The 13,612-nt window shown below is 64.1% G+C and carries 15 protein-coding genes; 10 read left to right on the top strand and 5 right to left on the bottom strand.

The features are described 5' to 3' along the window. Nucleotides 1-30 precede the first annotated feature (30 nt). Together AC1DXM_RS11710 and AC1DXM_RS11705 are read left to right on the top strand one after the other, a co-directional pair. Entirely contained in the window at nucleotides 31-1,020 is a 990-nt protein-coding gene (locus AC1DXM_RS11710) for a BMP family lipoprotein (protein WP_477233176.1), read from the top strand. A gap of 30 nt (nucleotides 1,021-1,050) precedes the next feature. Further along, nucleotides 1,051-1,545 (top strand): GNAT family N-acetyltransferase, encoded by a 495-nt coding sequence (locus AC1DXM_RS11705; RefSeq protein ID WP_477233175.1) that lies wholly within the window; start codon nucleotides 1,051-1,053, stop codon nucleotides 1,543-1,545. Here the strand turns inward: AC1DXM_RS11705 and AC1DXM_RS11700 are convergent. Then, entirely contained in the window at nucleotides 1,540-1,932 is a 393-nt protein-coding gene (locus AC1DXM_RS11700) for a hypothetical protein (protein ID WP_477233174.1), read from the bottom strand. The genes AC1DXM_RS11705 and AC1DXM_RS11700 overlap by 6 nt on opposite strands. Before the next feature lie 13 nt (nucleotides 1,933-1,945). Beyond that, nucleotides 1,946-2,155 (bottom strand): SlyX family protein, encoded by a 210-nt coding sequence (locus AC1DXM_RS11695; protein ID WP_477233173.1) that lies wholly within the window; start codon nucleotides 2,153-2,155, stop codon nucleotides 1,946-1,948. Between the two features lie 214 nt (nucleotides 2,156-2,369). On the opposite strand from AC1DXM_RS11695, the gene AC1DXM_RS11690 reads away from it, so the two are divergent. The 6 genes from AC1DXM_RS11690 (at nucleotide 2,370) to deoA (ending at nucleotide 8,669) form a co-directional block, all read left to right on the top strand. After that, nucleotides 2,370-3,902 (top strand): ABC transporter ATP-binding protein, encoded by a 1,533-nt coding sequence (locus AC1DXM_RS11690; protein WP_352559571.1) that lies wholly within the window; start codon nucleotides 2,370-2,372, stop codon nucleotides 3,900-3,902. Next, nucleotides 3,899-5,038 (top strand): ABC transporter permease, encoded by a 1,140-nt coding sequence (locus AC1DXM_RS11685; RefSeq protein ID WP_477233172.1) that lies wholly within the window; start codon nucleotides 3,899-3,901, stop codon nucleotides 5,036-5,038. Before AC1DXM_RS11690 ends, AC1DXM_RS11685 begins: the two co-directional genes overlap by 4 nt. A gap of 1 nt (nucleotide 5,039) precedes the next feature. Beyond that, nucleotides 5,040-6,011, top strand: a complete 972-nt coding sequence (locus AC1DXM_RS11680) for an ABC transporter permease (protein WP_023671125.1) — start codon at nucleotides 5,040-5,042, stop codon at nucleotides 6,009-6,011. 114 nt (nucleotides 6,012-6,125) lie between these two features. Next, nucleotides 6,126-6,518, top strand: a complete 393-nt coding sequence (gene cdd, locus AC1DXM_RS11675) for a cytidine deaminase (RefSeq protein WP_352559568.1) — start codon at nucleotides 6,126-6,128, stop codon at nucleotides 6,516-6,518. Between the two features lie 10 nt (nucleotides 6,519-6,528). Then, nucleotides 6,529-7,350 carry a purine-nucleoside phosphorylase gene (locus tag AC1DXM_RS11670; protein WP_477233171.1) on the top strand — a complete coding sequence of 274 codons (822 nt, stop codon included), beginning with the start codon at nucleotides 6,529-6,531 and terminating at the stop codon, nucleotides 7,348-7,350. After that, a complete protein-coding gene (deoA, locus tag AC1DXM_RS11665; RefSeq protein WP_477233170.1) occupies nucleotides 7,350-8,669 on the top strand; it encodes a thymidine phosphorylase in 1,320 nt (439 codons plus the stop codon). Before AC1DXM_RS11670 ends, deoA begins: the two co-directional genes overlap by 1 nt. Nucleotides 8,670-8,678: 9 nt before the next feature. Here deoA and AC1DXM_RS11660 read toward each other — a convergent pair whose 3' ends face one another. The 3 genes from AC1DXM_RS11660 to AC1DXM_RS11650 form a co-directional block, all read right to left on the bottom strand. Continuing rightward, entirely contained in the window at nucleotides 8,679-9,242 is a 564-nt protein-coding gene (locus tag AC1DXM_RS11660) for a TIGR02281 family clan AA aspartic protease (protein WP_477233169.1), read from the bottom strand. A gap of 129 nt (nucleotides 9,243-9,371) precedes the next feature. Next, a complete protein-coding gene (gene upp, locus AC1DXM_RS11655; RefSeq protein ID WP_095084682.1) occupies nucleotides 9,372-10,001 on the bottom strand; it encodes a uracil phosphoribosyltransferase in 630 nt (209 codons plus the stop codon). A 100-nt stretch (nucleotides 10,002-10,101) separates the two neighbouring features. Further along, a complete protein-coding gene (locus tag AC1DXM_RS11650; RefSeq protein ID WP_477233168.1) occupies nucleotides 10,102-11,076 on the bottom strand; it encodes an adenosine deaminase in 975 nt (324 codons plus the stop codon). A 134-nt stretch (nucleotides 11,077-11,210) separates the two neighbouring features. Here AC1DXM_RS11650 and ubiE point away from each other — a divergent pair, with 134 nt between their 5' ends. Next, entirely contained in the window at nucleotides 11,211-11,987 is a 777-nt protein-coding gene (gene ubiE, locus AC1DXM_RS11645) for a bifunctional demethylmenaquinone methyltransferase/2-methoxy-6-polyprenyl-1,4-benzoquinol methylase UbiE (RefSeq protein WP_477233167.1), read from the top strand. A gap of 43 nt (nucleotides 11,988-12,030) precedes the next feature. Then, a complete protein-coding gene (gene ubiB, locus AC1DXM_RS11640) occupies nucleotides 12,031-13,605 on the top strand; it encodes a 2-polyprenylphenol 6-hydroxylase (RefSeq protein ID WP_477233166.1) in 1,575 nt (524 codons plus the stop codon). Nucleotides 13,606-13,612 lie beyond the last annotated feature (7 nt).

The following is a 13,612-nucleotide window of genomic DNA, read 5'->3' as shown; positions in this document are numbered from 1 at the left end:
GAAAAAAATAACCGACAGGGTGTGGATCACATGAAACGTATCGTTCTCGGCCTCCTGGCCGCAACCGCAATGGTTCTCCCGGCTGTCGCCGCGGATGTCCAGCCGGCCATCCTCTACGATCTCGGCGGCAAGTTTGACAAATCCTTCAACGAGGCTGCCTATCACGGCGCCGAAAAGTTCAAGACCGAAACCGGCACCGCCTATGTCGAGTTCGAAGTGTCCAACGCCTCACAGCGCGAGCAGGCGCTGCGCCGCTTCGCCGAGGACGGCCGCAATCCGATCGTCATGGCAGGCTTTGCCTGGGAGGATGCGCTGAAGGTGGTCGCGAAGGAATATCCGGACCTCAACTTCGCCATCATCGACGATGCCGTCGACCTGCCCAATGTCCGCTCGCTTGTCTTCAAGGAAAATGAAGGCTCCTATCTCGTCGGCATCATGGCGGCGATGGCTTCGAAGACGAAGAAGGTCTCCTTCATCGGCGGCATGGACATTCCGCTGATCCGCAAGTTCGAATGCGGCTATGTCGGCGGCGCCAAGTCTGCCGGTGCTACCGACGTCATCCAGAACATGACCGGTGACACGCCGGCGGCGTGGAACGATCCGGCCAAGGGCGGCGAGATCGCCAAGACGCAGATCGACCAGGGCTCCGACGTGGTCTATGCCGCGGCCGGCGGCACCGGCGTCGGCGTGCTGCAAGCGGCGGCGGATGCCGGCAAGCTCGGCATCGGCGTCGATTCCAACCAGAACGGCCTGCAGCCCGGCAAGGTGCTGACCTCGATGCTGAAGCGCGTCGACGTGGCCGTCTACACCGCCTTCATGGACGGCAAGAACGGCACCTTCAAAGGCGGCCTGCAAAATCTCGGCCTCAAGGAAGGCGGCGTCGACTACGCCATGGACGACAACAACAAGGCGCTGGTCACCGAAGAGATGAAGGCCGCGGTCGAAAAGGCCAAGGCCGACATCATCGCCGGCAAGATCGAGGTGCATGACTACACCGCCGACAACGCCTGCCCGTATTGATAGGCAAGGACTAAGGTTTGGAACCGCCGGGTGAAGCCCGGCGGTTTTGTTTTGGGGGGTGCAATTGTGATGCCGACCACAATCGAAGCCATGGCTGAGCGCGACGTGGGGGCGGTCGCAAGGCTGCGGCTTGCAGCGTTCTTCGCAGGTAGCGGACGAACTTTGGCGGAAGACGCAACCGGTCTTCGCGAATTGCTGGCCAGCGACGGGTTCGAAGCCGCGTTCGTTGCGCGAGACCAGGGCCTGCCAATCGGCAGTTGTCTGCTGGTCCGCAACGAGATCGATCCGGCGCACGATTTGACGCCATGGCTTGCCGGGCTGATTGTCGACCAAGACCATCGGGGGCGGGGTATCGGCACCTCGCTGGTCAGAGCGGTCGAAGCCCATGCGGCATCGGCGGGCGTTGGCAGGCTCTACCTCTACACCTGGCATGCGCGCCGCTTCTACGAAGCGCTCGGTTGGGTGGAGGTGCAGACCTTCGCGCAGGATGGCGAACCGATGGCTCTGATGTCGCGCGCGCTATAAAGTGCCCAAGAGATAACCCAGCGCAAACACCACGATCAGCGCGATGGCGATGACGGCGCCGCGCCGGCCGCCGAGCGAATGCACACCAACGCCGTAGGGGCGGCGCTCCAGCTTGCTGATCACCGGCGTGGGCTTTGCCTCGTCGTGGCCGACCACACGCATTTGCGGCATTTCGGCGATGCGCTGCGAGATCAGCCGCCAGCGGTCGCTGCCGCCCGACGGCTCAGCACGATCGAAGACATGCATGCGCTCGGCCAGCCGCATCACCGTGTCGCGGAAGACGGGGTCGATCTCGAGGTCGCGCTCGGCGCGCTCCCGCTCGCGGTCGTTCATCAGGCCAAGCACATAGTCGCCGGCACGGGCTACGCGATCGCTTTCACTGGCCATCGGCTTCTCCTTGCTACCAGTGCGGCGGTTTGATCACCGGCACATCCGGCGCCGACTGTTCCTCCAGCGCCATGAAGCGCTCGGTCAGGGCATCCAGCTTGCGCTGCATGCGTTCGATCACCTGCCACTGCTCGGCGATCTGGCCCGACAGTTCCTCGATGGTCTTTTCCTGCTCGGTGGCGCGGATTTCCAGCGTCGTCAGCCGGTCGGCAGGCATGATCATTCGAATTCCCCAGGTCTCGGCGCACGCAGTTACAAAGTGATGCGACTATTGAGCTTTGTATATTAGTGAATGTGAAGGTCTCCGGCCACGTTCGAAATTGACAATCGCACCGGGATTTGTCGAGAGTGGTCGCTGCGCCGCCAATTGGCACAGACGGGGCATCATGCTAGGCGTTTTGACCAAGCGATAAAAAAATAAGAGTGGGACAGGCTGCATGGCGCAAGCCGCAATCGAACTGATCGGCATCAACAAGAGTTTTGGCGCCGTGCGCGCCAATCGCGACATCAACCTGGAGATCGCGCGCGGCACCATCCACGGCATTGTCGGCGAGAACGGCGCCGGCAAGTCGACGCTGATGTCGATCCTCTACGGCTTCTACCAGGCCGACAGCGGCGAGATCCGCGTCGGCGGCAAGCCGGCGTCGATCAAGACCTCCAATGACGCCATCGCGCTCGGCATCGGCATGGTGCACCAGCACTTCATGCTGGTCGACAATTTCACCGTGCTGGAAAACATCATCCTCGGCGCCGAAAGCGATGCACTGCTGAAAAAGAGCATCGCCAAGGCGCGCTCCGAACTGGAGCGCCTGGAACGCGAATACGGGCTGGAAGTCGATCCCGACGCCATCATCGAGGAATTGCCGGTCGGCCTGCAGCAACGCGTCGAAATCCTGAAAGCGCTTTATCGCGGCGCCGAAATCCTGATCCTCGACGAGCCGACGGGGGTGCTGACGCCGGCCGAGGCCGACCACCTCTTCCGCATCCTCAAGCAATTGAAGGAGCAGGGAAAAACGGTGGTGCTGATCACCCACAAGCTGCGCGAGATCATGGCCATCACCGACAATGTCTCGGTGATGCGCCAGGGCACGATGGTGGCGACGCGCGAAACAGCCAAGACGACGGTGGGGGAACTGGCCGAGCTGATGGTCGGGCGGCGCGTGCTGCTGCGGGTCGAAAAGGGCGAGGCGGAAGCTGGCGCCGTCAAGCTCGCGGTCAAGAACCTGACGGTGAAGGATTCCCGTGGCGTCACCATGGTCGACGACATCTCCTTCGATATCCGCGCCGGCGAAATCGTCGGCATTGCCGGCGTCGCCGGCAACGGCCAGTCCGAACTGCTGGAGGCGATTTCCGGCATCAGGCGCGCGGTTTCCGGCTCGGTCATGCTCGACGGCAAGCCGATCGATTTGACCGGAGCGGCCGACCCCGGCGAGCTGCGCGACCGCGGGCTCGCCCATGTGCCGGAGGACCGCCACCACGTCGGCCTGGTGCTGGCCTTCGAGGAGAACGAGAATTCGATCCTCGGCTATCATGACGACCCGCGCTATCTCAAAGGGCCGTTCCTCAACATCGATGCGATCATGGCCGACGCCAAGGACAAGATCGAGAAATACGACATTCGTCCCGGCAATCCGCGCCTGAAGACGGCGAATTTCTCCGGCGGCAACCAGCAGAAGATCGTGCTGGCGCGGGAAATGGAACAAGACCCTGGTGTTCTCATCGTCGGTCAGCCGACGCGCGGGGTCGATGTCGGCGCCATCGAATTCATCCACAAGCGGCTGATCGCCATGCGCGACCAGGGCAAGGCAGTGCTGGTGGTGTCGGTGGAACTCGACGAGATCCGTTCGCTGTCCGACCGCATCCTGGTGATGTTTGCCGGCCGCATCGTCGGCGAACGCGGCCCCGAGGCGACCGAAGGCGAGCTTGGCCTGCTGATGGCGGGTGTCGAGCGCCAGGAGGCTGCAGAATGAGCACGCCTTACGCCAAATTGCCGGCTTGGGCCGATTATGGGCTGATTCCGCTGATCAACCTGTCTGTCGCCTTCATCGTTGCCGGTTTCGTCGTCATGCTTGTGGGCGAGAACCCGTTCCGCGCCGCCGTCATCCTGGTCGAAGGCGCCTTCGGTAAGGGAACCGGCATCGCCTTCACGCTGTTCTACGCCACCACCTTCATCTTCACCGGCCTGTCGGTGGCGGTGGCCGCGCATTGCGGCCTGTTCAACATCGGCACCGAGGGCCAGGCCTATATTGCCGGCCTCGGGGTGGGCGTGGTCTGTCTCGCCTTTGACAGCGTGCTGCCGTGGTGGCTGACCTTCCCGCTGGCGATCGTCGCCGGGGCCGCCGTCGGCGCGCTGTGGGCGCTGATCCCGGCCTATCTGCAGGCCAAGCGCGGTTCGCACATCGTCATCACCACCATCATGTTCAACTTCATCGCCGCCTCGATCATGGTCTATCTCCTGGTCGGACCGTTGAAGCCGGCTGCCTCGCAGGCGCCGCAGACGCGCAACTTCCTCGCTGGCGCCGAGCTGCCCAAGCTCAACTGGATCATCGAATTGTTCGGCGCCAAGATCCGCTCGGCGCCCTTCAACATCTGCTTCCTGCTGGCGCTGGTGATGGCCTTCCTGGTCTGGCTGCTGATCTGGCGCACCAAGCTCGGTTATGAGATGCGTACCTATGGGCATAGCCCGAAAGCGGCGCGTTATGCCGGCATTTCGGAGACGCGTATCATCCTCATCGCGATGATGATCTCGGGCGCGCTGGCCGGCATGATGACGCTGAACCCGGTGATGGGCGACCAGCACAATGTGGCGATCGATTTCGTCTCCGGCGCCGGCTTCGTCGGCATCGCCGTGGCGCTGATGGGTCGTCTGCATCCGGTCGGCATCGTGCTGGCGGCGATCCTGTTCGGCATGCTCTACCAGGGCGGCGCCGAACTTGCCTTCGAGATGCCGGCAATTTCCCGCGACATGATCGTCATCATCCAGGGCCTCGTCATCCTGTTTGCCGGTGCGCTGGAGCACATGTTCCGGCCCTATGTCCAGGCGCTGTTCGCTTCGTTCAGTCCAAGGTCGGTCGGCATTGAAGCGGTCAAAGGGAAGGGCGCCTGAGATGGATGTGTTCATCGCCATCGTACAGATCCTCGACTCGACCATACGCCTGTCGGTGCCGCTGCTGCTTGCTTGCCTCGCCGGCCTCTATTCCGAACGCGCTGGCGTCTTTGACATCGGGCTGGAAGGCAAGATGCTGGTCGGCGCCTTCGCCGGTGCGGCTGCAGCTTCGGTCTTCCATTCGGCGTTCCTCGGTCTTGGCATGGCGATCGTGATGTCGGTCGCCTTTGCCCTGGTGCACGGCTTCGCCTCGATCACCCACCGCGGCAACCAGATCGTCTCCGGTGTGGCAATCAACTTCGTCGCCGCCGGCTCGACCATCATTCTGGGCCAGGCCTGGTTCCAGCAGGGCGGGCGAACGCCGGCGCTGCAGCCGGGCGAGCGTTTTGAGGCCATCACTCTGCCTGGCGCGGCCGCCATCCACGATGTGCCGATCATCGGACCGATCTATTCCGAGCTTCTGTCCGGGCACTCGATCCTGGTCTATCTCGCTTTCGCCATGGTGCCGTTCACCTGGTGGGTGCTGTTTCGCACCCGCTTTGGCCTGAGGCTGCGCGCCGTCGGCGAGAACCCGGCCGCCGTCGACACCGCCGGCATCTCGGTCGCCTGGCTGCGCTACCGGGCGCTGATCTGCACCGGCATACTCACTGGCATTGCCGGCGCCTATCTGTCGATGGTGCAGAATGGCGGCTTCGTGAAGGATATGACCGCGGGCAAGGGCTACATCGCGCTGGCGGCGCTGATCTTTGCCAAATGGAGGCCGGTCAACGCCATGTTCGCCTGCCTTTTGTTCGGCTTCCTCGACGCGGCGGCGATCCGTCTGCAGGGCTCGCCGCTGCCGCTCATCGGCAAAGTGCCGGTACAGTTCATGCAGGCGCTGCCCTATGTGCTGACCGTCATCCTACTTGCCGGCTTCATCGGCAAGGCGATCCCGCCACGCGCCGGCGGCGTGCCCTATGTCAAGGAACGTTGATCCGGGCAGGCTAGTCTGGGACCGCTGAGCCGAACCTACGGCTCAGTGCTCGAAAGGCGCGAGGAAAACGCAAAGCGCCGGGTTTTGACCATGATCGTCGGAGAGAACACCTGAATGTCGCATGATCTGTTCGAAGCCGCGCAGGAGGCCATGGCCAAGGCCTACGCGCCCTATTCGAAATTTCCGGTGGGTGCGGCGTTGCGCACCGAGGATGGCCGTGTCTTCACCGGCGCCAACATCGAGGTTGCGTCCTATCCGGAAGGCTGGTGCGCCGAGACCACCGCGCTCGGCCACTACATCATGGGCGGCGGCGGCAAGATCGTGGAGATCGCCGTCATCGCTTCGCGCATGGCGAAGTGCACGCCCTGTGGCGGCTGCCGGCAGAGGCTGGCGGAGTTCTGCCGGCCTGACACCAAACTCTACCTCTGCGACAATGGCGGCGTGGTCGAGACCGTGACCATGGGCGACATGCTGCCCTACGGGTTCCGCGGCGACATTTTGAAGTGAGAGTGCTGACATGAAGGAAGCTCTGGACCACCTCGTCGAAAGGCTGGACGGGCTGGCGCCGACGACGGCGATGGTGCTCGGCTCGGGTCTCGGCGGGCTTGTCGACCAGGTCGAAAATGCCGTGCGCGTTTCCTATGCCGATTTGCCAGGTTTCCCCCGCAGCGGCGTTACCGGCCATGCCGGCGAGGTGGTGGCGGGGCTGTTTGCCGGCTCGCCGGTGCTGATGCTGTCGGGCCGCGCCCACTATTACGAGCACGGCGTTGCCGCGGCGATGCGGCCGGCGCTGGAGGTGCTCGCCGGCATCGGCATCACCAAACTGATCCTGACCAATGCCGCCGGCTCCGTCGATCCCGACATGCCGCCGGGATCGGTGATGCTGATCACCGACCATATCAATTTCTCCGGCTCCAACCCGCTGATCGGCGAGCCGAGCGACCGCCGCTTCGTCGGCCTGACCGAAGCCTATGACGCCGGCCTGCGTGCGGCGATCGAACGGGCGGCGAAGGCCACCGGGACCAGGCTGCATCAGGGCGTCTATATGTGGTTTTCCGGCCCGTGCTTCGAGACGCCGGCCGAAATCCGCATGGCGCGCATCATGGGCGCCAATGCGGTGGGCATGTCGACCGTGCCGGAGGTCATCCTCGCCCGCTTCCTCGGCTTGCGCGTTGCCGCCTGTTCGGTGATTACCAACCTTGCCGCCGGGATGACCGGGGCGGAGCTGTCGCACCAGGAGACCAAGGACATGGCGCCGGTCGGCGGCGCGCGGCTGGCGACGATCCTTGCGCATGTGTTCCAGGACGGGTTGCCGGAGCCGAAGGGCGACGACGCCTGATGCTTCCGCAGGAAATCATCCGCCGCAAGCGCGACGGCCAGAAACTGTCGGCGCAGGAGATAGCGGCCTTCGTCGCCGGCGTGACCTCGGGCAGCGTTTCGGACGGCCAGGTCGGCGCCTTCGCCATGGCGGTGTTCTTCAACGGCATGAGCCGCGACGAGGCGGTGGCGCTGACGCTGGCGATGCGCGATTCCGGCGACGTGCTCGACTGGTCGGACCTGCCGGGACCCGTCACCGACAAGCATTCGACCGGCGGCGTCGGCGACAATGTCTCGCTGATGCTGGCGCCGATCGTCGCCGCCTGCGGCGCCTATGTGCCGATGATCTCGGGTCGGGGGCTTGGCCATACCGGCGGCACGCTGGACAAGATGGATGCCATCCCCGGCTATATCAGCCAGCCGGACATCGCGCGCTTTCGCAAGACGGTGCTCGAGACCGGCTGTGCCATCATCGGCCAGACCTCTGACCTCGCGCCTGCCGACCGCCGCCTCTATGCTATCCGCGACGTGACCGGAACGGTGGAATCCGTGCCGCTGATCACCGCTTCGATCCTCTCGAAGAAGCTGGCGGCCGGCCTGCAATCGCTGGTGCTCGACGTCAAGGTCGGCAACGGCGCCTTCATGGAGAAGTCGCGCGATGCGACAGCACTGGCCAACAGTCTGGTCGAGGTCGCCAACGGCGCCGGCCTGAAGGCCTCGGCGCTGGTCACCGGCATGAACGAGCCGCTGGCGTCGGCAGCCGGCAATGCGGTCGAGGTGCGCAACGCCGTCGACTTCCTGACCGGGCGGTTCCGCGACAAGCGGCTGGAGGATGTAACGCTGGCGCTGGCCGCCGAGATGCTGCAGTCGACGGGACTGGTGTCATCCCAGCAAGATGGTCTCAGGCGCGCCGCCGAAACGCTGGCCGGCGGCCGCGCGGCGGCCATTTTCGCGCGCATGGTGGCCGCCCTTGGCGGCCCCCCCGATTTCGTCGAGAAGCCGGAGAAATACCTGCCCAAAGCGGCGTTGGAGTTTACGATCAAGGCAACCGAAAACGGCTTTGTCACGGGGATTGCCACCCGCGACATCGGCCTTGCCGTGGTCGGGCTCGGCGGCGGGCGGACGCGGCCGGACGACAGGATCGATCATGCGGTCGGTATCACCAGGCTGCTGCCGATCGGCGCCGAGGTGCGATCCGGCGATGCGTTGGCACTGGTCCATGCCCGCACGGAAGCGGAAGCCGAGGCAGCCGCGGCCGCCGTGCTTTCGGCCTACACGATCGGGGCTTCGAAGCCGGCCGCCGACAAGACCGTCATCCGCCGGGTGCTGGCGCGCGGTTAGTGGAAAGCGCTACTGCACGAGCAGCAAGGTGCCGTTTTCGACCTGGTATTTTGCCAGCCGCTGTAAAAAGCTCATGCCGATCAGGTTGGTGTGCAGCGCCCTGTCGTCGAGCACCACCGCCTGGATGTTGTCGACGCTGATCTTGCCGATCTGCAGGCGGTCGATGTTGACCACGGCTGCCCTGATCGCGCCGTTGGCGGTGTTGACCTGATGGCTGAAATCCGACGGGTTGAGCGAGATGCCGATGCGGCGCGCCGTCGAGGTGTTGATGGCGACCAAAGTGGCGCCGGTGTCGATCATGCCGTCGATCTGGCGGCCGTTGAGCTTGAAGGCGGAGGTGAAATGGCCGCGCTCGTCAGCCGCCACAGCTACCTTGCGGCCGGTGGGCAGCGGTGCGGCCGGCTTGTCGGGAACCGAGGCGAGGTTCAACTCGGGCTTCGGTTCGGTCACCGGCTTGCTGGCGACGGTCGACTTCAGCAGGCCGTCGAGGATCTGCGGGTTCGACTGGTAGACGATCGGGATCGACGCCGATGTTCCGGCGAAAACGCCCAGAATGAGAAGCTTGCGCAGCATGAATGGACCTTCGTGAAGGGCCATTCTTGTCCGCATATGGTGTTTGCCGCTTTAATGCCGGCCCGAAACCGAGGCTTTGCGTAAACGGGTGGTAAACGAGGCAGTGTCAGCAGGCTTTGTCAGCCGACGTCATTTGGTCCCGTACATGCGGTCGCCAGCATCGCCGAGGCCGGGCATGATGTAGCCCTTCTCGTTGAGCTGGCGGTCGATTGAGGCGGTGAACACCGGAACATCCGGATGCGCCTTGGTGAAGCGCTCGATGCCCTCTGGTGCCGCCAGCAGGCAGAGGAAGCGGATGTTGGTGGCGCCGCGCCCCTTCAGCTTGTCGATGGCCGCGATCGCCGAATTGGCGGTGGCCAGCATCGGATCGACGACGATCACCAGCCGGTCGGCGAGATCGCTCGGCGCCTTGAAGAAATACTCCACCGCCTCCAGCGTCTCGTGGTCGCGGTACAGCCCGATATGGGCGACACGCGCCGCCGGCACCAGGTCGAGCAGGCCTTCAAGTAGGCCGTTGCCGGCGCGCAGCACCGAGGCGAAGACCAGCTTCTTGCCCTCCAGCGTCGGCGCCTCCATTGTCTCGATCGGCGTCTCGATGGTGGTCGTCGTCAGTTCGAGGTTGCGGGTGACCTCATAGCCGAGCAGCAGCGAGATCTCGCGCAGCAGCCGCCGGAAGCCGGCTGTCGACGTCTCCTTCTTGCGCATGATGGTCAGCTTGTGCTGGACAAGCGGGTGGTCGACGACGGTGACGCCCTGCATGGGTTGCTCCTGAAATTTCGCTGCTTGCAACAACCCTAGCGACAATGCGCCGGCCAAGGAACCGCCTGGCGGCGCCGGCCACAGTTTTGTCGCGGACAAATCAGCGCGCGGCGCCGTTGAGGCGGGCGAGAAGTGCTGCCTTCGTCTTCCTGTCGACGAAAGCAGCCTCGATCGCCGTTTTGGTGACGGCAGTCAGCGCCTTTTCGTTCATGGCGAAATGCTCGGCGGCGATGTCATATTCGCGCTTCAGCGAGGTCCAGAAATAGGGCGGGTCGTCGGAGTTGAGCGTCACCTTGCAGCCGGCTGCCTGCAAAGCGGGGAAGGGGTGGTCGGCGAAACTGTCGTAGACCTTGAGCGCGATGTTGGAGCCAGGGCAGCATTCCAGCACCACGCCTTCGTCGGCGATGCGCCTGACAAGGTCGGGGTTTTCGATGGCGCGCACGCCGTGGCCGATGCGCGACGGGCGGATGTGGTCGAGGGCTGCCTGCACCGTCTCCCAGCCGGTCAGTTCGCCGGCGTGGATGGTGATGCCGAGGCCGGCTTCGCGGGCGATCTCGAAGGCACGGACATAATCCTCCATCTCGCCGATACGCTCGTCGCCGGCGACGCCGAAGCCGGTGACCAGCGGGTTGCCGCAACGCGTGGCGAAGCGCGCAGCCTGCTCGATCGATTCGACGCCGACATGGCGCACGCCGGTGACGATCATGCGGCCCTCTATGCCGGTCTTGGCTTTGGCGCGCAGCATGCCTTCGCCGAGCGCGTCGGTGTAGGCCTTGGGTGACAGGCCGGCCCTGACGGCATGATCGGGCGAGGTGAAGACTTCGGAATAGATGGCGCCGTCGCGGGCAAGGCTGGTCAGATAATGGTCGGCGAGGCGGGCATAATCCTCCTCGGTGCGGAACAGATCGGAGGAAAAATCGTAAGCCGCGAGGAAGGAGGTGAAATCGTGCCAGACGAAGGAACCGTTCTGGATATAGGGCGAGGTGTCCTTGCCGTATTTCTGCGCCTGGCGAATGACGAGTTCGGGCGCCGCTGCCCCTTCAATATGGCAGTGCAATTCTGCTTTCAAAGGCATTCAAATATCCCGTCGGTCAGTCCAGGTCTTGAAAACCCGCCACCTGGAAGCGCGGCTGAACACCGCGCCTTAAACAATAGCGCCCGCACCATCGATCGGCTATGGTCCCGCCGGTTTTATGGCGGATCAAAATAATGTCAGTTGAGAGAACCACGGCCGCGGGCGGCATGGAAACCTCCTATGGTTTCAAGAGCGTAGGGCCAGGCGACAAGCAGCCTCTGGTCAACGAGGTTTTCCACAAGGTGGCGAACCGCTACGACCTGATGAACGACCTGATGTCGGCCGGACTGCACCGGCTGTGGAAGGACGCCATGGTGACATGGCTCAATCCGCCGAAACGTCCGGGCTGGAAAGTACTCGACGTGGCCGGCGGCACCGGCGACATCGCCTTCCGCATCGTTGACGCCAGCCACGGCAATGCGCATGCCACGGTGCTCGACATCAATGGCTCGATGCTCAGCGTCGGCCGCGACCGGGCTGAGAAGAAGGGGCTCTCCGGAAGCACCGATTTCGTCGAGGCCAATGCCGAAGAACTGCCTTTTGCAGATAGCACGTTCAACGCCTACACCATCGCTTTCGGCATCCGCAACGTGCCGCGCATCGATGTCGCGCTCAGCGAGGCATTCCGCGTGCTGAAGCCCGGCGGGCGGTTCTTGTGCCTGGAGTTTTCCGAGGTCGAGATGCCGCTGCTCGACAAGGTCTACGAAGCGTGGTCGTTCAACGCCATTCCGCAGATCGGCAAGATGGTGACCGGCGACGGCGAGCCCTATTCCTATCTGGTCGAATCGATCCGCAAATTTCCCAACCAGCAGAACTTTGCTTCGATGATCGCCCGGGCCGGCTTCGAGCGGGTATCGTTCCGCAACTATTCCGGCGGCATTGCCGCGCTGCATTCGGGCTGGAAGCTTTGAGGCAGGACAGTTTGCAGCAGGCCAATTTGCAGCAGGTTTGGGCATGAGCAGCGTCGGCGCCGCCTTTCGGCTCGCACGGGCCGGCTGGGTGCTGGTCCGCGAGGGCGTGATCGCAGCACTTCCGGGCGACGAGCTCAGCGGCCTGCCGAAATTCGGCTGGCGCATGGCGCGGCTGTTCACCCGTCGCCGCGCGCTTGCCTATGAGCGCAGCGACCGGCTGGCCAAGGCGGTGGTCCGGCTTGGGCCCTCCTACGTCAAGCTAGGTCAGTTCCTGGCGACGCGGCCCGATGTCGTCGGCAACGACATGGCGCTCGACCTCGCCATGCTGCAGGACAAGATGCACACCTTCCCGCAAGCGGAAGCTGTGGCGGCGATAGAGGGCTCGCTCGGGCGCAAGATCGGCGAGCTCTATACCGAGTTCGGCGATCCGGTCGCGGCGGCCTCCATTGCCCAGGTTCATCCTGCGCAAGCCATCCATGATGGTGTCGATACCAAGGTGGCGGTGAAGGTGATCCGGCCTGGCGTGCGCCGCCGCTTCTTCCAAGACCTCGAAAGCTATTTCCTCGCCGCCCGTCTGCAGGAGAAATACATCCCGTCATCGCGCCGGCTGCGGCCGGTCGAGGTGACCGAGACGCTGGCGCAGACCACCAAGATCGAAATGGATCTGAGGCTCGAGGCGGCCGCGCTTTCGGAGCTCGGCGAAAACACCAAGGACGATCCGGGGTTTCGCGTGCCGTCGGTCGATTGGGAGCGCACCGGCCGCGACGTGCTGACCATGGAGTGGGTCGACGGCGTCAAAATGAACGACGTGGCTGGTCTCGTGGCGGTCGGTCACGATCTCAAGGCGATCGCCACCAACCTGATCCAATCGTTCCTGCGCCACACGCTGCGCGACGGCTTCTTCCATGCCGACATGCATCCGGGCAATCTGTTCGTCGAGGCGAACGGCGATATCGTCGCCGTCGATCTCGGCATTGCCGGACGGCTCGGCAAGAAGGAGCGCCGCTTCCTCGCCGAAATCCTCTACGGCTTCATCACCCGCGACTATCTGCGCGTGGCCGAAGTCCATTTCGAGGCCGGCTATGTGCCGCGCCAGCACAATGTCGCGGCCTTCGCTCAGGCGATCCGCGCCATTGGCGAGCCGATCCATGGCCAGCCGGCCGAGACCATCTCGATGGCCAAGCTTTTGACGCTGCTCTTCGAGGTGACGGAACTGTTCGACATGGCGACGCGACCCGAATTGATCCTGCTGCAGAAGACCATGGTCGTGGTCGAAGGCGTCGCCCGCACGCTCGATCCGGCCTTCAACATGTGGAAGACGTCCGAGCCGGTGGTCGGCCAGTGGATTGCCGGCAATCTTGGCCCGAGCGGACTTTTGATGGATGCGCGCGACAGCGCCAAGGCGCTGCTGGCGCTGGCCCGCCAGGCGCCCGACCTTGCCGCCCGCACCGAGCGGCTGTCGCGCGAGATCGATTTGATGGCCGAGCACGGGCTGCGTTTCGACGAGGCGACATCGCGCGCCATCGGCAAGGCCGAAGCCCGCTACACACGCTCAGGCCGGCTGGCGCTGTGGGTGATCGCGCTGACGCTGGTTTATATTGCCTGGAAGCTGCTCTAGCCGTCTG

The organism is Mesorhizobium sp. P3_A2, from assembly GCF_056403115.1.
The sequence above is the reverse complement of the archived record's forward strand: the minus strand, read 5'-3'. Positions and strand labels throughout refer to the sequence as shown.